This is a genomic window from Thalassospira profundimaris (assembly GCF_003326795.1).
Classification (GTDB): Bacteria; Pseudomonadota; Alphaproteobacteria; order Rhodospirillales; family Thalassospiraceae; genus Thalassospira; species Thalassospira profundimaris_C.
Map to the genome: position 1 here is coordinate 92,509 of NZ_JPWI01000003.1, position 21,656 is coordinate 114,164.

The following is a 21,656-nucleotide window of genomic DNA, read 5'->3' on the forward strand; positions in this document are numbered from 1 at the left end:
CCAAACAATCCATATCGCGGGAAGGCCCGGCGGTCACGCCGGGTCGTGATTGGGCAGATAGCCGGTGAAACCGGTGATCAGCCATTTCCCGTCATCCTGTTTTTCGCAGTAATAATGGGTTTTCCAAAGCAGACGGTCTTCTGTGCCGTCTTCTTTTTTGATGCGCCCGTTGAAATGTTTGCGCACCAATGCGCGGTTGCCGGTAATGTCGATTTTCTCAAGCCTGGTTGCACGAAATACACCCGCATAAAGGTCTTCGGCAAACGCGATTTTTTGCGCTTCGATCGCCTGACGCAGCCATTCATCGCGATAGGCCCCAAGATCGGGAAACATCATTTTCCAGTCATCGGGATTATCGGATTTACAGGCATCAATCGCATAAAACCCGTCTGCCTTGAAATCATCCTCGACCATCGACCAGTCGGCGGCAACGAAGGCCGCAATATCGCGCGGAACCAGCATTTCCCATATTTGATTGCGGTCGGTATCAGATGGCGGAAACGGGCTTTGATCGGTGGGGCGCATTGCTGTCTATCCGGTTGATATAAAAATGATTTAACCCATTTTCGCATCCCGGCGATGGCGGTTCAATCACAGAAGAAACAAACGCGTAAAAATACGCATCCCCGATGCGAAGTGATTGCAAACAGGGAAAAATTGAAGAAAGATCGGTATTGAAGATCAGATCGTATACAGATCTAACCCATAAAATCCGAGGTGCCGATGGCTTGGGGTGGTTTCACATCAGCTGAACTTGAATGGCAATATAATCCGCGCGAAACCGTGCCGGAATTCATGACGCATTTCGAACGGTTTGTGAAACTGTCCGGTGAAACCCGCGCACAGTTGGGCGGCAAAATTGATGTCCGGTTCGGTGACGGACCCAAGGAAACCATGGATGTTTTCATGGCATCCGATCCCGGTGCCCCGGTTCATATCTTCTTCCATGGCGGATACTGGCGCAGTCAGGACAAAAAGGATTATGCCTTTGTCGCCCGTGATCTGGTGGCGGCCGGGTTTACGGTGATTTGCCCGAACTATGATCTTTGTCCTGATGTCACGGTGGCCGATATCACCGAGGAAGCCGTGCGTTGCATCGACTATGTCTATCGCAATGTCGAAGATTTTAACGGGGATCGGGACAATATCTCGATCTCTGGCCATTCAGCAGGCGGGCAGATTGTCGCGCGCCTTGCCACCCATGACTGGGAAGAAACACTTGGCGATGCGACACCGTTTTCGGCCGTGATTCCGATTTCGGGTGTTTTTGATCTTGAGCCGATCCGTCACACCAGTCTGAATGACGATATTCGTCTTGATGAAGCATCGGCTGCAGATAATTCCCCGATGCTTGATGCTGTGCCGATGGATGTGCATATGATGGTCATTGTCGGCGGCAATGAAAGCCCGGAATTCGTGCGCCAAAGTGATGCCTATGCAGCCTATTGCGGAAGTGCCGGGCACAAGGTTCCTGTCTACAAGGCCTGGGGGGCGAACCACTTTACCGTGCTTGAAGAAGTGTTTTTGGGTACCGGTTCGTTGTTTGGGCATCTCAAGCGGTTCCTGCAACCGTAAATCACGGAAAATCACCTAAAAACAGCATGAAAAACCATCGCACTTCCTGTGACGCGGGCAGTCTGACGTGATATAAAAAATGTCCGCTACCATACTGAAACACAAATAATTCTACAGGAAGGCCCATGCGTTTCGTTACTGCCGAAGATATCGACAAATTTGTATCGCCCCGTGATCTGGTTGAAGCCCTTCGTGATGGTTTTGCACAAGGCTGCGAAGCGCCGTTGCGCAGTCATTTCAACATGGAACGCAGTAACGAGGATGATGCAACTTTCCTGATCATGCCAGCCTGGCAAAAAGACGGGGCAGCGGGTGTTAAAATCGCCGCTGTTGTGCCGGGGAATTCTGCACGCAATCTTCCGGCGGTTTCGGGAACCTATGTGCTGCTTGATGCGGTCACCGGACAGCCATCGGCCGTGATTGATGGCACCAAGCTGACCACGCGCCGCACGGCGGCGGCATCGGCGCTGGCGGCTGACTATCTGGCACGCGAGGATGCGACGGATATGGTCATGGTCGGTTCAGGTGCCATGGCCCCGCAATTGATCAAGGCCCATGCGTCGGTGCGTCCGATCAAAAATGTCACGATCTGGAACCGCAATGCCGACAAGGCGATGAAACTTGCCACCGAGATCGCCGAACTTGGTTTCAATGCGTCGGGAACCGATGATCTTGAAACCGCCTGCAAGTCCGCAGACCTGATTTCATGTGCGACCCTTTCGACCGAGCCGCTGGTACGCGGTGACTGGCTGCGTGATGGCACCCATGTCGATCTGGTGGGCGCGTTCAAGCCGACCATGCGCGAAAGTGATGATGCCGTCATGGCGAAATCGCGCATCTATGTCGACAGCTTCGAAGGGGCCAGCGCCGAAGGCGGCGATGTTGTTCAGGCAATCAAAAGCGGTGCCATCGCCAAGTCCGATATCATCGGTGATCTGTTTGGCCTGACCCGTGGTGAAGTCAAAGGGCGTGAAACCGATGGCGAATGCACGGTGTTTAAATCCGTCGGACATTCGCTGGAAGATTTCTTTGCCGCTGTTACTGTAGTCAAGGCGGTTGAAAAATGATCAGCAAGGATCTGTTTGCCAAAGAACCGCTCGAAGTATTTCGCGGAACCATCAAACCGGAATGGATTGATTTTAACGGCCATATGAATGTCGGATATTACGTGGTTGCATTCGATCTGGGGTCCATGGCGTTCCTGAATGCGGTGGGTATGGGCTTGAACTATCCCGAACAGCGCAATGGATCGACCTTTGCCCTTGAAATGCATGTGACCTATGACCGGGAAATTCATCAGGATGAACCGTTTGTCATTCACACCCGTGTACTCGATTGCGACCAGAAGCGTGTTCACATGTATCACGAAATGCGTCACGGCACCGAAGGCTGGCTGGCATCAACCAACGAAATCATCACCATGCATATCAATATGACGGAACGCCGGTCGGCCCCGTTCCCCGACGATATCATGGCGACACTCAACAAGATCAGGGAAGCCCATGCTGACCTTCCGATCCCGTCCGGTGTCGGGCGCAAGATCGGCATTCGCCGCAAGTGAAATGATAAACCCCGCATCGGATGGATGCGGGGTTTTCTTTTTGCGAAATGTACCGGCTTAGGGACGGGTTGCCATATAGAGCCTGCATATCTCGCCCGACTGATTGACATCCTGATCCCGTAAAAATGTCAGGCCCAGTTTTTCAAGCATGTGAATGGACGGGCCATTATCGGGCAGGCAGTAACCATAAACCTTGTCAAAACCATAGATGTTCCAGCCGTGATCAAGCAGGGCGGAACAGACTTCATAGGCGTATCCCTTGCCCTGATGGGGCTCTGTCACGGCATAACCGATATCAGGCGCATCAAGGGTATCGCGTTTGACAAAGCCGATCAGTCCAATCGGGCTTTGTGTTTCCTTTTCCAGCGCAACGCACATTCCGAAGCCAAGCTTTTCATAATTCTCGCGAAAGCGCAGATCAATGTAATCGCGTGCGGCCTGAAGGTCGTGGATGTTGCGATCACCGATAAAACGGATCCATCCCGGCTCGTTGAGCAGTTGCAGAATGAACGGTGCGTCGTCATGGGTGGCTTCGCGCAGGATTGTGCGCGGTGTTTCAAGAATGGTCATGATGTGGGGCGCTTGTTATGGTGGAAAAAGACGTTCAGAACTTTACCGTGAATTCCATGTAATCAAAGCCGTTTTTCGGTTTGCAGACACGGAGAGATCAATGCCGGTCAAGCCCATTAAACTGACATTCGAAGGTGCCCATGGGGCCGAACTGGCCGCAAGGCTGGATTTGCCGGTGGGGCCCGTGCGGGCCTATGCGTTGTTTGCCCATTGTTTCACCTGTAGCAAGGATTTAACCGCGGCACGCAAAATCGCCCAGTCCCTGACCTTGCAGGGGATTGGTGTGTTGCGGTTTGATTTTACCGGGCTTGGCGGTTCGGGCGGGGATTTCTCGTCGACCAATTTCACCTCCAACCTTGAAGATCTGCGGCGCGCGGCGGATTTTATGCGGCATGAATTTGCGGCCCCCAGACTTCTGATCGGCCATTCACTGGGCGGGGCGGCGGTTCTGGCCGTTGCCGATAGCGTGCCCGAAGCAACCGCCGTGGCAACTATTGCCGCACCTGCCGATGTCGAACATGTGACGCATAATTTTGATGGTTATCTTGATGATATCGAACGCGACGGGCAGGCGGAGGTATCACTGGGCGGGCGACCCTTTGTGATCAAGCGCCAGTTTGTCGAAGATCTGCGTCATCACAGTGTCGAAGCCGCAGTTGGCAAATTGCACAAGGCGTTGCTGGTGCTCCACGCGCCAATGGATCAGACCGTCGGGATCGAAAATGCCGGGCGGATTTATGATGCGGCCAAACATCCCAAAAGCTATGTCTCGCTTGATAGTGCCGACCATCTTTTGCGCAATCCTGATGACGCCGAATATGCAGCAAACGTCATTGCGGCATGGGCGAAACGCTATCTTCCCGACGATACGCCCGAGCAGCCGGAAGTGTCCGAAGGTGTGGTGGTGCGCGAGACCGGCCTTGGCAAATTCCAGTCGATGGTGATTGCCGGGCAGCACCGCATGATTGCCGATGAACCGGAAAATGTCGGTGGCTTTGACAGCGGCCCGTCTCCCTATGATTTTCTGTCAGCCGCCCTTGGTTCCTGCACGGTAATGACGCTGCGACTTTATGCCGATCAGAAGCAGATCCCGCTTGATAGTGTCCGGGTTGAAGTCCGTCACGAAAAAATCCATGCCGAAGACTGTGCAGAATGCGCCGGAAAACCGGTGTCGAAGTCGGGCAAGATTGATCGGTTTGAACGCCTGATTACGCTTCATGGCGATTTCACCGATGACGTGCGCACAAGGCTTCTTGAAATTGCCGATAAATGCCCGGTTCACAGAACACTTGAAGCCAGTTCCGTGATTGTGACACAGGAACATTCGGCCTGAGTGCGAAAACAAAAACGCCCGGCATACATTCCATATGCCGGGCGTTTTGTGATGATATCGATCAGATTACGGTTTTGCCGCAACGATGATGAATTCAACAAGGTAATCCGGGGTGGCAAGCTTCGCTTCGCCGCATGCACGTGCCGGGGTGTGACCCTGCGGAACCCATGCGTCCCAGATTTCGTTCATTGCGGCGAAATCTTTCATGTCAGCCAGCCAGATGGTGGTCGACAGGATGTTTTCCTTGCTCGAACCGCATTCGGCCAGAAGCGCGTCTACCTTTGCCAGGCATTCTTTGGTCTGGTTGGTAACGTCGCTGCCCGGTTCGCCGACCTGACCAGCAAGATAGATGGTGTTGCCATGAACAACGGCCTGGCTCATACGCGGGCCGGTGTGGAAACGTTGAACGCTCATGAAGCTCTCCTTTGGTGACAAAATTGAATAATTTATTCGGGTTTAGCTACCACGCTTTTGCACGCCGCACCAGTCAGCAATGAACAGGGCAAGCACTTCGGTAACTTCCATCATGGATGCGATTGAAACCCGTTCGTCAATGCCATGAATTCGTTCGGCTTTTGGGCCATAACAGGTTGCCGGAATGTTACCGTAAATCTGGAAAAAACGGGCATCTGTGGTCGCAGTCGAGGCATAGTTTTTGATCGCGTTTCCGGTGACTTCCTGATGGATGTCGCCAATCATCGTCATCATCGGATGATTGACATCCATTTCGCATCCTTCGGCCTGAAAACCGCGATAGGTGATCTCGATCTTGGCACCCTTGCAGGACGGATGATTATCAAGCGCGCTTTGTTTCACCGCCTCGATGGTTTCGCGCACTTTTTCAAGTTCCATCCCCGGATAGAAACCAACCCGGATATCAGCCGTGCAAACCGGCGGTACGGTTGATGCCCATTCGCCGCCCTCGATCTTGCCAAGGTTGAAGTTCACGGGGTGAACATGCGCCCCGTATGCACAATGCCGGTCCGTCGGATGGTTCCAGATATCCTCGACCTCCTTAAGGACTTCAAAGAAGCCAAATGCGGCTTCAATGGCGTTGCTTCCGGCTGAGGTATCAAGAACATGGGCGGGGCTTCCCGAAACATGGATCTGGAACCACATCACGCCAAGCTGTGCGGTCATAAGTGTCTGGTTAAACGGTTCAGGGATGATTGCACAATCGGCACGATATCCGGCATGAAGACAGGCAAGCGCGCCGTTGCCGGTACATTCTTCCTCGATCACCGATTGCAGGGTAACCGGGGCAGCGGGTTCAAGCCCGATATCGTGCAGGGCCTGAAGGGCATGGCAATAGGCAATGATACCGGCCTTCATGTCGCCCGCACCGCGCCCATAAAGCCAGTCACCATCAACATACGGATCAAACGGTCCGCGACGCCATTGTTCAACCGGTCCGGTCGGTACAACATCCATATGCCCGTTGAGGATCAGACTTCTTCCCGTCGGGTTTTGCGGTCGATGCAGGCCAACCACATTTTCGCGCCCGTCATAATTTTCGATTACGGGCGGGGAGAAGCCGGGTTGATCCCGCAGGGCTTCGATATCGATTGTGACGCGTTCGACATCCAGTCCCATTTTGGCAAACTGTTCGGCGATCCAGTCCTGCGCCGATGCTTCGTTGCCCAGAAGGCTGTCGTGACGCACCAGCGCGCAAAGATCATCAACCGCCGCAGATGTGCGCTCTGCTACGGCCTTGCGAAGGGCGGCGCGATCAAAACCGGTCATAGTGTCTTCTCCGTTCAGGCAAGGCATGGTAGCCGATTGCCTGTGTCGTCATCATTTGCCAGTGGCAAGGGTCGGTCGGGTGGCCGAAAGGGCATCCTTGGTCACGCCAAGCTTATCCATATGGGGCGGGACGCCATCGCCACAAATCAGGCTTGCGGCATATTCACCCATGGCGGGTGCCGTCTGAATGCCATAGCCGCCCTGACCGGCAAGCCAGTAAAACCCGTTTTCGTCCGCATCAAAGCCGGAAACCGGATCACCATCGGCAAAGAAGCTGCGCAGTCCGGCCCATGATTCACCGGGGCGACGCACAACAACATTGGTCGCCGTCATCAGGCGGTCAATGGCAATGGCGATATCAAGTTCTTCGGGCTGAACATCATGGGGTTCGGTCGGTGTCTTATCGGCTGGCGATACCAGCAAACGACCGGCGTCTTCCTTGAAGTAAAGGGACTCATCAAGGGCTGCGACCATGGGCATTCCATGGATGTTGATATCTGCCGGGGCATCAATCATTACGGCCGTTCTGCGCTTGGGAACGATGCCAAGCGGTTTGACACCAGCCTTGGTTGCGATGTCATCGGCCCATGCGCCTGCGGCATTCACAACGATATCACCCCCATAAACCGAACCGTTGGCAAGCGTGACCTGCCATTTTCCATCGGCCTTGGTGATTGAATGCACGTCGGCCTTGGTGACAAGCGTTCCGCCATTGGCTTTGAACTGACGGATAAAGCCCCAATGCAGCGCGTGAACATCGATGTCCATGGCATCGGTTTCATGGGCGCCCTTGCCAATCAGATCGATATTAAGGATCGGAACTATTTCCTTGAGTTCCGCAGGGCTTAATTCTGTGAAAGTGGCCCCGTTGGCGCGTCCTTCGGAAATCAGTGCATCCAGTTCGGCTTCTTCGCCCGGGGCTGCATACATCACGATCCCGCGTGGGGCCAGGATCGGGTTCTCGGTGAAACCGGCTGGCGGGTTCAAAAAGAAGTCCCGGCTGGCGGTTGACATCTTGCGAATGATCTTGGGGCCATAGGTCTCGCTATAAAGGGCGGCGGATCGACCGGTGCTGTGATAGCCAGGCTGATCTTCGCGTTCGAGAACCGTGACGGATTTTCCCGCTTTTGCCAGAAAATATGCAGCCGACATACCGGCAATGCCGCCGCCAATAATCAGGATGTCTGAATGGGTCATTTGGGGCCTTCTGATAACGTGGTGTTCTTGTTGGTGACGCCAAAGGCGCTGAGGAATTGATACAGGTTTTCTGCCAGCGTGGAACTGACATAACCACCTTCCTGCACTATCACGGTTGGGCAGGTAAGGGTGCCAATTTTTTCACCGATTTTCGAAAAACCATCGGGGCTGACAGCAAGCCCGCCGAACGGATCATCACGGGACGCATCAAGACCAAGCGCAACCACAACTGCATCCGCCCCGAAATCGTCAATCGCTGCCATGGCGCGATCAAGTGCTTCGAGAAATACCGCATCGCCGCTGCCCAGTGGCAGGGGATAGTTTCTGTTAAATCCATGGCCTTCCTGTGCACCGGTTTCCTCTGCGTGGCCCCAGAAAAATGGATAAAAATCCATGGGATCAGCATGGATCGAAAGGGTCATGACATCGGCGCGGTCATAGAAGATATGCTGCGTACCATTGCCGTGATGCAGATCGACATCAAGGATCGCCACCCGGTCATATTTCGCACGCAGCTCCTGTGCGGCAATTGCGCTGTTGTTCAGATAGCAAAATCCGCCGGCGATATTGCCACTCGCGTGATGGCCGGGCGGACGACACAGGGCATAGGCCGCATGCGCGCCCTTGTCGCGGACGTGGCGGGCGGCTGAAATCGCGGTCTGGGCACTGGCATAGGCCGAATGCCAGGTGGTTTCCGATACCGGACAGGATGTGTCGCCCAGATGAAAACCGGCCTTGCCCGTATGGTGGCGCGGGTAGGGGCCATTGCGGTCAAACGGATGGATATTGGGGACCACCAGTTCCGATCCGCCCGCCTCACGCCATTCCCGATAGATGGTTTGCAGAAAGTCCAGATATTGCTCATCGTGAATGGCGGCAATCGGTGCCATACCGGCATCATCGGGCGCGCGAAGTTCAAGGCCCAGCCGCGATACCGCCGTGCGCAGAATATCGGCGCGTTCGGGGACTTCGGGGATCGGCTTTTTCTCACCCGCGACAATGAATGTCTTGCCGTGATGACGTAACTGATCGTCTGAGAAATAGGCATGCATCATCGCTGCCGCCTTTCACTTTGTGCGTGGTCAAACGGTTGTGGCTTTGTGTCTTCAGTTGTGTGTCGAACTAAAAGGCGACCTTGTCGGCACCTTTCAGTCCCAAAATCGCGCGCGCCTCGTCGGGGGTTGCGATTTCAAGTGACAACCCGTCCAGAACTTCGCGAATTTTGCGAACCTGAGATGCGTTGTCGGGCGCAAGTTCGCCCTTGCGCAGATAAAGATTGTCTTCAAGGCCGACCCGGACATTGCCACCCATGGCGGCTGCCATACTGGCAAGCGGCATCTGATGACGACCAGCCCCCAGAACCGAGAAATGGTACTGGTCACCAAACAGCTTGTCGGCAGTGCGTTTCAGATGGGCAAGGTTGTCGGGATCAGCCCCGATGCCGCCCAGAACGCCCAGCACAAACTGGATAAAGATCGGCCCCTTGATCAGACCCCGGTCGACAAAATGGGCAAGGGTATAAAGATGGCCGACGTCATAGCATTCAAACTCGAACCGCGTGCCGTTGGCTTCGCCCAGATCGGCCAGAATGGTCTCGATGTCCGAAAACGTGTTCTTGAAAACAAAGTCGCGGCTGTTTTCAATAAACTCCGGCTCCCAGTCATGTTTCCATTCTGTACGGCTGGCAAGCGCCGGGAACAGGCCGAAATTCATCGTGCCCATATTCAGCGATGCCATTTCCGGCGCAGCATGACTGGCCGCTCGAATGCGGTCCTTGACTGTCATGGTCATGCCGCCGCCGGTCGATATGTTGATTACTGCATCGGTTGCGGCCTTGATCCTGGGCAGGAATTCCATGAACAGATCCGGTTCGGGACTTGGAAATCCGGTCTGCGGGTCACGGGCATGCAGATGCAGGATCGACGCCCCGGCATTGGCCGCATCAATGGCCTGCTGTGCGATCTCGTCCGGGGTGATGGGCAGATGCGGGCTCATGGATGGTGTATGCACCGATCCGGTCACCGCGCAGGTGATGATAACTTTGCGGCTCATGAAAACGCTCCGGCGGTGGCAAGTTCGTCCTGAAGTTCGACAAGGGCGGCGCGCAGCGGCACCAGAATGTCGTCGAACTGTTCGGGCTTGATCGTCATGGGCGGGCAGACCATGACATGGTCGCCGCGATATCCGCCGCGTGTGCGACGCCAGTAAATGATCAGCCCCTTGTCATAGGCAATGTCAACCAGACGGGCAGCCGCCATATGTTTGGGGTCAATCGGCTCCATGGATGTGCGATCCTTGACCAGCTCGACCGCCAGCAACAATCCCTTGCCGCGCACATCACCTATCATGGTGAATTCGTCCGACAGCTTGGAAAGTTCGGCCTTCAATGCCGCACCGCTGGCGGCTGCATTTTCAAGCAGGCCGTCTTCGTCAATCACATCAAGAACCGCATTGCCCGCCGCACAGGCCAGCGGATTACCGGCATAGGTGTAACCATGGATAAACCCGCCATGATCGAGAACCGGGCCGACAATGCGATCAGGCGCAATCATTGCACCCAGCGGGGCATAACCTGCTGCCAGTCCCTTTGACACGGCAAGGATATCAGGCGTGATGCCCCAATGTTCGCAGGCAAAATATTTACCGGTACGACCGGCCCCGGTCATGACCTCGTCATAAATCAGAAGAATGCCGTATTGATCGCAAATCTCGCGAATGCGGCCATAGTAACTATCAGGGGCAACAAGTGCCCCGGTCGCAGCCCCACCCACCGGTTCCATGATGAAACCAAGAACGGTTTCCGGGCCCTGTTTGATGATCTCGGCTTCCAGCATATTGGCATATTTGATGCCGCGATCATGATCGGACAGATCATCACGATCCAGATAACAGGTCGGTGCGGGGATTTTCGGCTGATCCACCATCATCGGGGCAAATGGCGCATGCATCGGCGTATAACCGGTCAGGGCCAGTGCGCCAAGGGTCGATCCATGGTAGCTCGGGAACCGCGAGATGATCTTGGTGCGTTGTGCCTGACCTTTGGCCAGTGCATATTGACGGGCAAGCTTGATGCAGCTTTCAACCGCCTCTGACCCACCCGAAACAAAGAATACCCGTTCAAGATCGCCCGGTGCCCGTTCTGCCAGTCGCCAGGCAAGGTTTTCGGCCGCATCATTTTCGAAATGCAGGCGATAGGCGAAGCTTGCCTTTTCAAGCTGGGCATTCATTGCGGCAATCACGCGCGGGTCGCTATGGCCGATATTGCTGACCATCGCCCCGCTGGATGCATCGATATAGCGTTTGCCATCGACGTCCCACATGTAAACGCCTTCGGCACGGTCGATCAGCGGACGACGCGACCGGCTTTGATAGAACAGACGGGACTCCCGGTTATGACCGACCGGGCTTTTGATATCATGCGTCATTTATGGTGGCTCTCCTGAACCGGTATCAGTGATCCTTAGTCCTGATGACCGGGCAACAACACACAATTACGTGCCGCGATATGCATATAGATATCGGCACCTTCCTGATGGGGCCGGGCATCAATCGGGTTGATGACCTGCCAGTCGCGGCCATTGGCCTCGACGAAATAACGGGCCTGCTGGCCAAGATAATCGACTGTTTTGATCTTGCCGGGAATAGCGATAACGCCGTCACCGGAACCATTTTGATCAGACAGTTCAATTTTTTCCGCGCGCACGACGGCACGCACATCTTTGGACCCATTGGCCTTGGCGGTTTGCTCGGTCGTGGTCAGAAGTGTCTCGCCACTTTTAAGACTGACACGTGTGAAACCTGCATCCGGGCTGCCAAGGTTTGCCGGGATTATGTTGGAATGGCCAAGGAAGTCGGCAACAAATGCTGATGCGGGATTGTTGTAAACATCCTGCGGTGCGCCTTCCTGCTCGACAATGCCGTTATTCATGACAACCAGCTTGTCAGACATCGCCAATGCTTCGGACTGATCATGGGTAACAAATACGGTGGCAACGCCCAGTTCACGCTGAATGCGTTTGAGCTCGACCCGCATTTCTTCGCGCAGGTTGGCATCAAGGGCCGAAAGGGGTTCATCAAGCAGCAAAACATCGGGTTCGATCACAATGGCACGCGCTAGCGCAATGCGCTGTTGCTGACCACCGGAAAGCTGATTGGGATAACGTTCCGCAACATGGGGAAGCTGCACCAGATCAAGCGCCTGATTGACCTTCTTTGCGATGTCGGCCTTGGCGACTTTGCGATATTTCAGGCCAAAGGCGATATTGTCAAAAATCGTCTTGTGCGGGAACAGGGCATAGTTCTGAAACACAAGACCAAGATTGCGCTTGTGGATCGGCAGGCTGTTGACCCGTTTGCCCCGGATCATCAAATCGCCTTCGGTAATATCGGTCAGACCCGCGATCATGCGCAATGTCGTGGTTTTGCCACAGCCCGACGGGCCGAGAAAGGTGACAAAGCTGTTATCGGGCACGGTCAGGTCCATGCGTTTGACCGCCGTGAATTCCCCGTAACGCTTGACGACATTTTGAAGTTCAACGGCGTTGGATGTGTCTGCCATTGTGTTTAATACCCTGTCAGAATAAAGGTGCCCGCCCAAAAAGGTTGGGCAAATGTGTCCTGGCCGGTTGTGCGAAGGCCAGGACACAGGATCAGGTGCGCAAGGCGGGATTAGTAACCGCGCTGCACACGTGAGAAGGTTTTCGACCAGTCGGCTTCATTTTCGTTCCAGTAGGCCGGATCAAAGAAGCTGAGTGATGCGAGCGTGCCCTTTGGATCGAATGCCGGCAGCGTCGGGATGACTTTGCCAAGTTCAACCTTCTGCGGGTCAAGGGCCGGCGGATAGCTCTGGCCTTCGGCAACCGCAATCGCGACTTCCGGCTCCAGCATGAAGTTCAGAAGCTCTTCACAGGCCGCCATCGGGCTGCCACGCAGCACAAACAGACATTCCTGCCAGCCAAGACCACCAGCCGGATCAAGATAGCCAATGTCATGGCCCTGATCCTGAAGTGCCTTGATGCGGCCAGACCAGCCTTCGGTAACATAGATTTCTTCTTCGGCCAGAAGGCTCATCAGTTCCGCGCCCGAGCTCCAGTATTTAAGCGCCAGATCACGGTGCGAACGGATCATGTCCCAAACCGCGTCAATGTCCTTGATATTGTTCGGGTCCTGATCGGACTGAAGGGCGCCGTACCAGATACGGGTTTTCCATTCACCCCAACCGCCGATCTTGCCTTTATAGGCTTCATCGACCATCAGCTTGGCGCCCTTGGCCTTGGCTTCGTCGTCGCTGATATATTTGCGGTTATAGGCAATGCCCGTGGTGCCGTAATCATATGGCACGGCCGAAATCGTGCCGCCGGTGATTTTACGAAGCGGCTCGATCAGGCTTGGAATCACGTTCTGAAGGTTCGGAATATTGGCTTCGTTGAGTTCCGAAGTCAGTTCGAGACCATGATAACGGGCATAGTCAAACACGCCCGAAAGGTGGGCAAGGTTGAATTCGCCCGGCTGGCCTGCCTTGACGCGTGCGATATATTCGTCAGCCCCGCCAAAGGTGCCCGAAACAACCTTGATACCGGTTTTCTGGGTATATGGTGCAAAGGCGTATTTTTCGAATGCCTCGGAAACAACGCCACCCCAACCGTCAAAGCGAACCTGTTCCGGGGTGGCAGCATGCGCCTTGCGTGCGAGCATCCCCATCGGGCCGCCGGTGACACCGGCAACAACACCGGCAGCGCCAAGAGCGGTCAGAAAAGTACGGCGGCTGATATCACCATCGCGGTAGCGATTAAGCAGGCGTTCATAGCGTTTCGTATCGTCCATTTAAGGCCTCCTGATAAAACAATTTATTCCGTTATCGGTTTTGTTCTTGGTCGTTGGTCTTTTGGTCTTGTTGTTGGTTTTGGCGGTTTCCCGCGATATTCAAAGCTTGCTCTAGGCAATCTGTGTCTTGCGGTTTGATGCGCGCAATTTGCGCATTGCCATCACGCGCGCAATTGATGCCGCGACAAGGGGCAGGGCGACGGTGAAGATCACCATCACAGCGCCAAGGGCATTGATTTCCGGGCTGATGGAATTGCGCAGCATGGCAAAAATCTGGGTTGGCACGGTTTCAACACCGCCCGGTTTCCAGAACAGGGTGCCGGTGATGTCATCAAATGAAATCGTGAAGGAAAACAGCATCCCGGCCATCACCGCAGGCATCATCAGCGGCAGGGTGATTTCAAAGAATGTCTGAATTGGCGTTGCGCCAAGGCTCATGGCGGCTTCTTCGACATCGCGCCGGATGGACACCAGTCGTGCCTGTACCACAAGCACCACGAAGGGCAGGGTAAAGACAACATGCCCCATCAAAAGCAGGCCAAAGCTTTTGGGCATCGACAATGCCTGTAGGAAAAGCAGCAAGGCAACAGCCAGAACAACTTCGGGGATCAGGATCGGCGCAACCAGAAGGGTCGAAATCGTCCGTTTTCCAGGGAAGTCATAGCGCACCATCGCAAGGGCGGCCAGCGTGCCAAGCGTCGTTGACACCGCACTGGTCAGAAAACCCAGTAACAGGGACGTTTTAAACGCGCGCACAATGGCGTCATTGTTCCAAAGCGCTTCGAACCAGCGCAGAGAAAATCCCTCGATTGGAAATCCGCCAAACTGATTTGCGTTGAATGCCAGAAGGATCACCACGGCAACCGGCGCAAACAGGAACAGATATACAAGGATCGTGGCAATTCGGATCATCGACCAGCCGGACATTGTCATATACCTCCCTTATTTGAAGCTCTTGGCGATCTGATCGATGCCGAGATAGCGGGTGTAAATGACGACCAGCGCCCCCAGAAGGGCCAGAAGGACGAGTGAAAGTGCCGATCCAAGCGGCCAGTTCAACTGGGTGACGATGGCCTCGAACACCAGATTGGCAAACATCGCATCACGCGGACCGCCCAGAACAATCGGGGTGATATAGGTGCCCGCCGCCAGCACAAAGCACAGAAGCGATCCGGCTGCCAGGCCGGGCAGCGACAGTGGCAAGGTCACTTCGCGGAAGGCCTGAAAACCTGTGCAGCCAAGACTTTGGGCCGCTTCCGTCAGGTTCTTGTCGATACCATCAAGGCTGACATAGACATTCAGGATCATGAAAGGTAGCAGATAATGCACAAGCCCCAGCACAACCGTGGTCTGGTTATAAAGCATCTGGATCGGTTCATTGATGATGCCAAGCGACAGCATCACAGTATTAAGCGCGCCCGACGTGCCCAGAATGTTGATCCAAGACATGGTGCGGATGATGTAGCTGATCCAGAAGGGCAGCATCAGCATCAAAAGCAGAAATGCCTTGGATTTCATTGGCGTATTGGCAACGAAATAGGCCGGGATATAGCCGACCAGTGCACAGATCACTGTGGTGTAAAAGGCAATGGCAAAGGTCTGAAACAGGATATCGCGATAGAACCGGTCGCCGAGAACCTCGATCCAGTTATCAAGATAAAAGCCGACCTGATCCGCCCCGGTCGCTGTGCGTAACCAGAACGAATAGACGACAATAAACAGCATCGGGATGATCAAAAGCAGCCCGACTGTTGCCAGCGATGGCGATAACAGTATCCAGGGCGCGCGACGCGTCCCGGCGATATCTGCGGCCATTTATGCCTCCCGTTATTGTGCTCCGGCGATGCCGTGCGCGGTTATTTGGCCGTTGAAATAATTGCAGGCACCATTCCACCCCAGACTTGCACATAGCGCAAATAGATAAGTAGAATAGATCTCATAGCCAATAACTATGGGATAGGTTGAACATGGCAGCAGCCGGGGATTGTGATGAATGAACTGATGCGTCGCCAGTTTGACTGGAACCTGTTGCATACCTTTACCGTGATTGTCGAAGAACGCTCGATCACAGGGGCCGCCAACCGGCTTTTGCTGCGTCAGCCAAGTGTCAGCAATGCGCTTAAACGGCTTGAAGATCAGATTGGCGCGCGTTTGATTGACCGGGAACGTGGCCGGTTCGAAGTCACCGAACAGGGACTGGCACTCTATCACGAATGTCGTGAAATCTGCGGGGCGATTGGCCGTTTGTCTGATGTGATGTCTGATAGCGGCAGTCAGCTGACCGGTCACTTGCATCTCTGGCTGGCCAGTCACGTGGTGTTTCCGCCGCTTGACGATGCGCTGTTTGATTTCAACCGTGCGCACCCCGAGGTAACCTATGAAATCAATGTTGCAACCTCGATGCATGTTGTTGATCAGGTTCTCTCACAGCAGGCGAGTTTTGGCATCTGTCTGGTCAAGGAGCAGCATCCGCGACTGGAATATCGCAAGCTTTACCGCGAACATTTTGGCTTCTTCTGTGGGCCCAGCCATCATTTGTTTGGCAAGGAGAACCTGACACTTGCCGATTTGCGCAGCGAGGCTTTTGTTTCATTTTCCACCGATCAGCTTACCGATGCATTGGCCCCTGTCGCCATCTTGCGCGCACAGGAAGGCATGCGCGGCAAGGTCGTTGCTGTCAGCCCGCACCTTGAAGAGGTCCGTCGTCTGATCAATGCCGGACTGGGCATCGGGCCGCTGCCGATCCATGTGGTGCAGAACGCGACCGAACGCGGACAGCTGTGGCGCTTGCCGCCCTATGATGCGCCACCGGCGATTGACATCTATCTGGTCACCAATCCGCGCATGTCGCTGAGCCGGGCAGAACGGTTCTTCATCGATAACCTGACCGCACGCCTGTCACATGCCCCTGATGGATATTTTGTCTATCCATAAGGGGCCTGCCGTGGATTTTCCTCATACAATGGCATCTTGAGGCATAAAATAATAATTTATAACAGAAGGTTATCGCCAAAAAATGCATTTTGATAAATTTATCTTATATTTTTATGATTGTCTGGTAAAAGATTAAAGAGCTAGGTTAATAAGCAGTCTGAGAAACTTGCATCTATGAAACAAAAATCATTTTTCGTCGCACGCGAAAACGAAACCGTTGGTGAAGTCGCTTTTCGTAACATCCGATCCGATATCATCCGGGGGAGATTGGCCCCGGGGCAAAAGCTTAAACTTGAAAAGCTCAAGGCGGAGTACGGAGTAGCGGTTCCAACCCTTCGCGAAATTTTGAACCGGCTCGCGGCCGAGGAATTTGTAATTGCCGAGGGCCAGCGCGGATTTGAGGTAACAGGCGTTTCCGAGGCGGGGCTTCGTGATATTGCGGGACTGCGTCTGTTGCTCGAAACCCATGCCTTGCGACAGTCTATTGCAACAGGTGACCTGCAATGGGAAGCGCGTGTTGTTTCTTCGCATCATATGCTTAAAGTGGTTGAAACCAAGCTGATCGAAGGTGATCTCAGTCAGGTGGAACAATGGGTTCAGCAGGATTGGGAGTTTCACCATGCGACCATTTCGGCATGCCAGTCACCTGCGATGATGGCGGCCCATTCAACGGCCTTTGACCGGTTTCTGCGCTATCATATGCTGGTTCTGGACTTCCGTGGCAAGCCAGCCGCTGATGAACATGCAAAGTTGCGTGATCTTGTCATCGAACGCGATGTCGAAGCTGCGGTAAAGCTTCTGACCAGCCATGTTGAAAGTGGTCTTAATCACGTTCTTGGCACAGGAAAAATCCCCGCCTAGGCGGGGATTGCTTCCTGTTCTGAGATCATTTCCTTGAGCGCGCCGATAGCAGTCGGATAGCCCTTGGCACCAAGTCCGGCGATCACTGCTGTGACAACTCCCGACATCAGCGAATGGTGATACATCTCTTCGCGACGGTGAATATTGGTAATGTGCAATTCAATTACCGGACCGGAAAACATCTTCAACGCATCCATGATTGCCATCGACGTGAACGTATAGGCGGCTGGGTTGAAAACCAGGCCCGATGCCGTGTCGGTTGCCTCATGTATCCACTCGATAAGCTGGGTTTCGGAGTTGCTTTGGCGAAACTCAAGCGGCGTATCGCCAGCCGCAGCGCGGCACATTTTTTCCACGTCGGCCAGGGTCGTGTAACCATAAACTTCCGGTTCACGACGACCGAGCCGGTTAAGATTGGGGCCGTTTAAAACAAAAATGGGCTTAGACATGGTGGTCCTCTTAACCTTTGTAGCCAAATGCTCTGGGAAGCCAGAGCGCAATCTCGGGCACCAGAGTAAACAACAGCAATGCGCCGAGCATTGCGATCAGGAACGGGAATATTTCGCGGGAAATTTCACGCAGCGGACGATTTGAAATTGCCGTCATCACGAACAGCAGCAATCCATACGGCGGGGTGATCAGGCCAATCATGATGTTGATCACGCAGATCACACCGAAATGAACCAGATCAACACCAAGCATGTTTGCAGTTGGAATGAAGACAGGGACAATCACAAGAAGAATGGTCGTCCCTTCCAGCAGACAGCCAAGGACAAGCAGGATGGCATTCACCATCAAAAGGAATGCCATTGGTGAAAGGTCAAAGCCGCCCAGCCATGTGCTGAGGCTTGATGGGATATTTTCAACAGTCACGACATAGTTAAACACCATTGCCCCGGCGATCAGCATGCCGATTGATGTCGTTGTGCGCGCACTTGAAAGAAGCGAATGATAAAGGGCGCTCAGGTTTACGCTGCGATAAAGGATTGTCGAAACCAGCAATGCGTAAAGAGCTGCAATCGCGGCGGCTTCTGTCGGGGTGGTAATGCCGCCGTAAATCCCGCCCAGCAGAACAACCGGCATCAACAAGGCCGGAAAGGCATTTAGCGTAACCTTGGGTAACTCTTTTAGCGGGACAGGAGATTCGATCGGGAACTTGCGCCGACGGGCGGATGTTACGATGTAACCGGCCTGAAAAAGCCCCATAATAACGCCGGGAATGACACCCGCCAGAAACAGATATCCAATCGATGCATCGGAAACGAGCGCATAGACAACCATCGGAATGGATGGCGGAATAATCGGACCGATGACAGCAGATGCGGCTGTCAGTGCGGCGGCAAATGCTGGCGGATACTTGTTATCCTCGGTCATCATGCGTTGCATCATTTTACCCGTGCCAGCAGCATCCGCGATGGCAGAGCCGGACATGCCGGCGAAAATGATGCTTTGAACGACGTTGACCAACGCCAGACCACCCGGGAAACGACCAACGACAGCGTTACAAAAAGCAAGCAGGCGAACAGTCATGCTGCCCGAATTCATCAGCTCGGCGGCAAGAATGAACAAAGGCACAGCTAGTAGAATATAGCTCGAAAACATGCCATTGAGCAGTTGCTCTGATGCTGTCCCCATATCCAGTCCGGAGACCATCAGATACAGAATAGAAGAGGCAATCATCGCATGCCCGATGGGCAGGCCCAGAAGGCAAAGGCACACAATCGAAATGACGCAAAGCGCAAAGGGATCAACGAAACTCATGAATGGGTATCCGTATCGGAAAGGTGTGCCGGGTTTTCAGAGGTGTTTTGCCCGCGTAACGCAGTAATCAAAATCCACACATACCGAACCAGAATGGCAACGGCGAAAATCAGGTAGATCGAGAATAGCCAGTCGAAACGGATATCAAGATATGACGTGTCCTGAATTTTCATGAAGGTCACGAAATCCCACGTCGCAGGGAAAGACACCCCATAAAGAAACAGCAAGGCCAGTGCCGACAAAACGGTCATCACACGGCGAACTTTTGCGGGCACTGCGCTATAGACTATGTCAAAGCGTATCTCGTCTCTTTCACGCAGAACAAAGGCAGCACCCCAGAGAACAATCCAGAGCCACATGATGATGGTGAGTTCGGATGCGCCACCAATCGGAAAGTTCAGCAAGTATCGAAAGGCGACCTGGACAATGAAGGCGCCAAACATGATGGCAAGCATCAAGGCGGCAATGTTCTCTGCTCGACGATGGAGCCAGGCGCCGATCATTCTGATCCTGTCAGACATGTCTTGAATTCCGGTTTGCGTGCACAGGGAAAGCTTCCCTGCGCACGGTTTTGGAGTGGATGAACGGTTAGGAAAACTTACATCGCGTTGATGCGATCAAGCATGCCTTCCGGCCAGTCTTTGGAAAGATCGGAATCCAGATACATTTTCTGTGCGTGGGCACGGAATGCAGCAACGTCCGGAGTATAAATTTCGAGGCCCTGTTCCTTGAAGAAGTCCGCAAGTTTCTGCTCGCGGGCAAGGTGCTGTTCCTGACTCCAGTTGATGGCGTCATCCGCTGCTTTCTGGAAGGCCGCCTGTTCGTCGGCACTTAATCCATCCCAAACCTTGGATGACACGACGAGCAAGTCATAAGCAACCAGATGCGAAGTCAGGGCGATTTGCTTCATGACTTCATAGAACTTCATGTTTTCAACGTTTGGCAGCGGGTTGTCCTGACCGTCAATGGCACCGGTCTGAAGGCCGGTGTAAACCTCTGCATAGGCCATCGGGGTCGGGTTGGCACCCAGTGCCTTGCCCAGAAACTGCCATGCATCACCTCCGGGCATGCGCAGTTTGATGTCGCCCATATCTGCCGGGGTGTTGATTTTCTGATCTGTCCGCAGGCCGACCTGACGTGTGCCAAAATAGGTCGGGCCAAGGATGTGAATACCCAGTTGATCTTCGGCCATCTTCTTCATTTCAGTGCCAGCATCGCTGGCAAAGAATTTCCGCATATGATCCGCATCACGGAACAGATATGCCGAGCTGAGGATGGAAAATGCCGGAACCTGCGTTGCGATGTCCTGCGGGGATACGTTCCCCATTTCAAGGTTCCCGCGCTGGATCGCAAGAATCTCGGTGGTCTGCTTGAACAGGTTGCCGCCGTAATACAGTTCAACATTATACTTGTCACCAAGTGCTGACGAAAACTGCTTCATCATGTCAGCGCGAATGTCTTGTTCCGAGAAAACGGCAGAAAAACGCAGCTGTGTCTTGTCTTGGGCAACCGCCGGATTTCCAAATCCAAGCAGTGCCACAGTTCCGATTGCGGCCAGACCTGTTGCCAGCGCCCAACGACGGGTGATCTTACGTGTCATCTCTTGCCTCCCTAGATGCATTAATTATAAGACACTATCACTTTTGTAAGGTGATTCTTATTATATATGTGAAAAATTAGAACCTATCAAGATGCAAGCTGCCGCATGCCCCTCTAAGGGCTTTTGGCGATGTGGATAGACAGCGTTGCGGTGGATTGATCTGGGTTTTGGGGACTTGCGTCTTGGCAGTGATTGCGCAAGCATGGGCCAAACTCAAATCAGTCATCAGGATTGCAAATGAAACTGGTCTATTTTTCGTGGGTCAAGGACCGCATCGGTTTTGGCGAGGAAGACATTGATCTTCCCGATGATGTTAAAACCGTCGAAGACCTTCTTGTCTGGCTTCCGGGGCGGGGGGCGAACTTTGCGGATGCGCTTGCCGATCCCGCCATCATCCGGGTCGCGGTGGATCAGGAATATTCAACGCCTGATGCCGATGTCACCAAAGCCAGCGAGATTGCCCTGTTCCCGCCCGTGACCGGTGGCTGATTTTATTTGTCATACAAATAAAGATACCGCGCATCGCGATGCGGTTAATCGGCAGAAGATTTCACGATAATCGAATTTCAATCCCGGTCAGTGTTTGTTCACCGACCGGGATTTTGTTTTGGGTGATTGCATTCGCATCAAAGGCGGGTGATGATCATGGCATATTGTATGCAATTATCCCGCAAAATCCGACATGCAGCGCCAATCAA

Annotated in this window: 23 protein-coding genes; 7 read left to right on the top strand and 16 right to left on the bottom strand. The window is 53.8% G+C overall.

The window, feature by feature from the left end; all coding sequences use genetic code 11:
* Positions 1 to 33: 33 nt before the first annotated feature.
* A complete protein-coding gene (locus TH30_RS06540; RefSeq protein WP_114097291.1) occupies positions 34 to 525 on the bottom strand; it encodes a hypothetical protein in 492 nt (163 codons plus the stop codon).
* Between the two features lie 198 nt (positions 526 to 723).
* Here TH30_RS06540 and TH30_RS06545 point away from each other — a divergent pair, with 198 nt between their 5' ends.
* The 3 genes from TH30_RS06545 to TH30_RS06555 all read left to right on the top strand — a co-directional run bounded on the left by TH30_RS06545 (position 724) and on the right by TH30_RS06555 (position 3,136).
* Entirely contained in the window at positions 724 to 1,575 is an 852-nt protein-coding gene (locus tag TH30_RS06545; protein ID WP_114097292.1) for an alpha/beta hydrolase, read from the top strand.
* 125 nt (positions 1,576 to 1,700) lie between these two features.
* The gene (lhpI, locus tag TH30_RS06550) at positions 1,701 to 2,642 is read left to right on the top strand and encodes a bifunctional Delta(1)-pyrroline-2-carboxylate/Delta(1)-piperideine-2-carboxylate reductase (protein WP_114097293.1); all 942 of its coding nucleotides are present in this window, start codon (positions 1,701 to 1,703) and stop codon (positions 2,640 to 2,642) included.
* Complete coding sequence (locus tag TH30_RS06555) at positions 2,639 to 3,136, top strand: thioesterase family protein (RefSeq protein ID WP_114097294.1); 498 nt, start codon at positions 2,639 to 2,641, stop codon at positions 3,134 to 3,136. Before lhpI ends, TH30_RS06555 begins: the two co-directional genes overlap by 4 nt.
* Positions 3,137 to 3,193: 57 nt before the next feature.
* On the opposite strand, the gene TH30_RS06560 is transcribed toward TH30_RS06555, so the two are convergent.
* Positions 3,194 to 3,706 (bottom strand): GNAT family N-acetyltransferase, encoded by a 513-nt coding sequence (locus tag TH30_RS06560; RefSeq protein WP_114097295.1) that lies wholly within the window; start codon positions 3,704 to 3,706, stop codon positions 3,194 to 3,196.
* A gap of 100 nt (positions 3,707 to 3,806) precedes the next feature.
* On the opposite strand from TH30_RS06560, the gene TH30_RS06565 reads away from it, so the two are divergent.
* Positions 3,807 to 5,039, top strand: a complete 1,233-nt coding sequence (locus TH30_RS06565; RefSeq protein WP_114097517.1) for a bifunctional alpha/beta hydrolase/OsmC family protein — start codon at positions 3,807 to 3,809, stop codon at positions 5,037 to 5,039.
* Between the two features lie 66 nt (positions 5,040 to 5,105).
* Here the strand turns inward: TH30_RS06565 and TH30_RS06570 are convergent, their stop codons facing one another.
* From TH30_RS06570 to TH30_RS06615, 10 genes are all read right to left on the bottom strand, one after another.
* Positions 5,106 to 5,453: a RidA family protein gene (locus tag TH30_RS06570; RefSeq protein ID WP_114097296.1), complete on the bottom strand. Its 348-nt coding sequence runs from the start codon at positions 5,451 to 5,453 to the stop codon at positions 5,106 to 5,108.
* 42 nt (positions 5,454 to 5,495) lie between these two features.
* The gene (locus tag TH30_RS06575) at positions 5,496 to 6,782 is read right to left on the bottom strand and encodes a M20 family metallopeptidase (RefSeq protein WP_114097297.1); all 1,287 of its coding nucleotides are present in this window, start codon (positions 6,780 to 6,782) and stop codon (positions 5,496 to 5,498) included.
* A gap of 51 nt (positions 6,783 to 6,833) precedes the next feature.
* Entirely contained in the window at positions 6,834 to 7,979 is a 1,146-nt protein-coding gene (locus tag TH30_RS06580) for an NAD(P)/FAD-dependent oxidoreductase (RefSeq protein WP_114097298.1), read from the bottom strand.
* Positions 7,976 to 9,034 (bottom strand): histone deacetylase family protein, encoded by a 1,059-nt coding sequence (locus TH30_RS06585; RefSeq protein ID WP_114097299.1) that lies wholly within the window; start codon positions 9,032 to 9,034, stop codon positions 7,976 to 7,978. The genes TH30_RS06580 and TH30_RS06585 overlap by 4 nt, the downstream gene beginning before the upstream one ends.
* A 67-nt stretch (positions 9,035 to 9,101) precedes the next feature.
* Positions 9,102 to 10,031, bottom strand: a complete 930-nt coding sequence (kce, locus tag TH30_RS06590; protein ID WP_114097300.1) for a 3,5-dioxohexanoate:acetyl-CoA acetone transferase — start codon at positions 10,029 to 10,031, stop codon at positions 9,102 to 9,104.
* Positions 10,028 to 11,404 (bottom strand): aminotransferase family protein, encoded by a 1,377-nt coding sequence (locus TH30_RS06595; protein WP_114097301.1) that lies wholly within the window; start codon positions 11,402 to 11,404, stop codon positions 10,028 to 10,030. The genes kce and TH30_RS06595 overlap by 4 nt, the downstream gene beginning before the upstream one ends.
* 35 nt (positions 11,405 to 11,439) lie before the next feature.
* Positions 11,440 to 12,537, bottom strand: a complete 1,098-nt coding sequence (locus TH30_RS06600) for an ABC transporter ATP-binding protein (protein ID WP_114097302.1) — start codon at positions 12,535 to 12,537, stop codon at positions 11,440 to 11,442.
* Between the two features lie 110 nt (positions 12,538 to 12,647).
* Complete coding sequence (locus TH30_RS06605) at positions 12,648 to 13,802, bottom strand: ABC transporter substrate-binding protein (RefSeq protein ID WP_114097303.1); 1,155 nt, start codon at positions 13,800 to 13,802, stop codon at positions 12,648 to 12,650.
* Between the two features lie 111 nt (positions 13,803 to 13,913).
* The gene (locus TH30_RS06610; RefSeq protein WP_114097518.1) at positions 13,914 to 14,729 is read right to left on the bottom strand and encodes an ABC transporter permease; all 816 of its coding nucleotides are present in this window, start codon (positions 14,727 to 14,729) and stop codon (positions 13,914 to 13,916) included.
* 15 nt (positions 14,730 to 14,744) lie between these two features.
* The gene (locus TH30_RS06615; RefSeq protein ID WP_114097304.1) at positions 14,745 to 15,617 is read right to left on the bottom strand and encodes an ABC transporter permease; all 873 of its coding nucleotides are present in this window, start codon (positions 15,615 to 15,617) and stop codon (positions 14,745 to 14,747) included.
* A 174-nt stretch (positions 15,618 to 15,791) separates the two neighbouring features.
* On the opposite strand from TH30_RS06615, the gene TH30_RS06620 reads away from it, so the two are divergent.
* A complete protein-coding gene (locus tag TH30_RS06620) occupies positions 15,792 to 16,736 on the top strand; it encodes a LysR family transcriptional regulator (RefSeq protein ID WP_258548640.1) in 945 nt (314 codons plus the stop codon).
* 174 nt (positions 16,737 to 16,910) lie between these two features.
* Positions 16,911 to 17,597: a GntR family transcriptional regulator gene (locus TH30_RS06625; protein WP_114097305.1), complete on the top strand. Its 687-nt coding sequence runs from the start codon at positions 16,911 to 16,913 to the stop codon at positions 17,595 to 17,597.
* Here the strand turns inward: TH30_RS06625 and TH30_RS06630 are convergent.
* The 4 genes from TH30_RS06630 to TH30_RS06645 all read right to left on the bottom strand — a co-directional run bounded on the left by TH30_RS06630 (position 17,594) and on the right by TH30_RS06645 (position 20,958).
* Complete coding sequence (locus TH30_RS06630; protein ID WP_114097306.1) at positions 17,594 to 18,046, bottom strand: type II 3-dehydroquinate dehydratase; 453 nt, start codon at positions 18,044 to 18,046, stop codon at positions 17,594 to 17,596. The genes TH30_RS06625 and TH30_RS06630 overlap by 4 nt on opposite strands.
* A 10-nt stretch (positions 18,047 to 18,056) precedes the next feature.
* Positions 18,057 to 19,358: a TRAP transporter large permease gene (locus TH30_RS06635; RefSeq protein WP_114097307.1), complete on the bottom strand. Its 1,302-nt coding sequence runs from the start codon at positions 19,356 to 19,358 to the stop codon at positions 18,057 to 18,059.
* A complete protein-coding gene (locus TH30_RS06640; protein ID WP_114097308.1) occupies positions 19,355 to 19,879 on the bottom strand; it encodes a TRAP transporter small permease in 525 nt (174 codons plus the stop codon). Before TH30_RS06640 ends, TH30_RS06635 begins: the two co-directional genes overlap by 4 nt.
* A 77-nt stretch (positions 19,880 to 19,956) precedes the next feature.
* Positions 19,957 to 20,958, bottom strand: a complete 1,002-nt coding sequence (locus TH30_RS06645; protein WP_114097309.1) for a sialic acid TRAP transporter substrate-binding protein SiaP — start codon at positions 20,956 to 20,958, stop codon at positions 19,957 to 19,959.
* 237 nt (positions 20,959 to 21,195) lie between these two features.
* Between TH30_RS06645 and moaD the strand changes: the two genes are divergently transcribed.
* Positions 21,196 to 21,447, top strand: a complete 252-nt coding sequence (gene moaD / locus TH30_RS06650) for a molybdopterin converting factor subunit 1 (protein ID WP_114097310.1) — start codon at positions 21,196 to 21,198, stop codon at positions 21,445 to 21,447.
* Positions 21,448 to 21,656: the final 209 nt, after the last annotated feature.

Coding starts and splice junctions, on each gene's coding strand:
- TH30_RS06540 (WP_114097291.1), bottom strand. CDS start 525: ATGCGCCCCACCGATCAAAGCCCGTTTCCGCCATCTGATACCGACCGC.
- TH30_RS06545 (WP_114097292.1), top strand. CDS start 724: ATGGCTTGGGGTGGTTTCACATCAGCTGAACTTGAATGGCAATATAAT.
- lhpI (WP_114097293.1), top strand. CDS start 1,701: ATGCGTTTCGTTACTGCCGAAGATATCGACAAATTTGTATCGCCCCGT.
- TH30_RS06555 (WP_114097294.1), top strand. CDS start 2,639: ATGATCAGCAAGGATCTGTTTGCCAAAGAACCGCTCGAAGTATTTCGC.
- TH30_RS06560 (WP_114097295.1), bottom strand. CDS start 3,706: ATGACCATTCTTGAAACACCGCGCACAATCCTGCGCGAAGCCACCCAT.
- TH30_RS06565 (WP_114097517.1), top strand. CDS start 3,807: ATGCCGGTCAAGCCCATTAAACTGACATTCGAAGGTGCCCATGGGGCC.
- TH30_RS06570 (WP_114097296.1), bottom strand. CDS start 5,453: ATGAGCGTTCAACGTTTCCACACCGGCCCGCGTATGAGCCAGGCCGTT.
- TH30_RS06575 (WP_114097297.1), bottom strand. CDS start 6,782: ATGACCGGTTTTGATCGCGCCGCCCTTCGCAAGGCCGTAGCAGAGCGC.
- TH30_RS06580 (WP_114097298.1), bottom strand. CDS start 7,979: ATGACCCATTCAGACATCCTGATTATTGGCGGCGGCATTGCCGGTATG.
- TH30_RS06585 (WP_114097299.1), bottom strand. CDS start 9,034: ATGATGCATGCCTATTTCTCAGACGATCAGTTACGTCATCACGGCAAG.
- kce (WP_114097300.1), bottom strand. CDS start 10,031: ATGAGCCGCAAAGTTATCATCACCTGCGCGGTGACCGGATCGGTGCAT.
- TH30_RS06595 (WP_114097301.1), bottom strand. CDS start 11,404: ATGACGCATGATATCAAAAGCCCGGTCGGTCATAACCGGGAGTCCCGT.
- TH30_RS06600 (WP_114097302.1), bottom strand. CDS start 12,537: ATGGCAGACACATCCAACGCCGTTGAACTTCAAAATGTCGTCAAGCGT.
- TH30_RS06605 (WP_114097303.1), bottom strand. CDS start 13,802: ATGGACGATACGAAACGCTATGAACGCCTGCTTAATCGCTACCGCGAT.
- TH30_RS06610 (WP_114097518.1), bottom strand. CDS start 14,729: ATGTCCGGCTGGTCGATGATCCGAATTGCCACGATCCTTGTATATCTG.
- TH30_RS06615 (WP_114097304.1), bottom strand. CDS start 15,617: ATGGCCGCAGATATCGCCGGGACGCGTCGCGCGCCCTGGATACTGTTA.
- TH30_RS06620 (WP_258548640.1), top strand. CDS start 15,792: ATGAATGAACTGATGCGTCGCCAGTTTGACTGGAACCTGTTGCATACC.
- TH30_RS06625 (WP_114097305.1), top strand. CDS start 16,911: ATGAAACAAAAATCATTTTTCGTCGCACGCGAAAACGAAACCGTTGGT.
- TH30_RS06630 (WP_114097306.1), bottom strand. CDS start 18,046: ATGTCTAAGCCCATTTTTGTTTTAAACGGCCCCAATCTTAACCGGCTC.
- TH30_RS06635 (WP_114097307.1), bottom strand. CDS start 19,358: ATGAGTTTCGTTGATCCCTTTGCGCTTTGCGTCATTTCGATTGTGTGC.
- TH30_RS06640 (WP_114097308.1), bottom strand. CDS start 19,879: ATGTCTGACAGGATCAGAATGATCGGCGCCTGGCTCCATCGTCGAGCA.
- TH30_RS06645 (WP_114097309.1), bottom strand. CDS start 20,958: ATGACACGTAAGATCACCCGTCGTTGGGCGCTGGCAACAGGTCTGGCC.
- moaD (WP_114097310.1), top strand. CDS start 21,196: ATGAAACTGGTCTATTTTTCGTGGGTCAAGGACCGCATCGGTTTTGGC.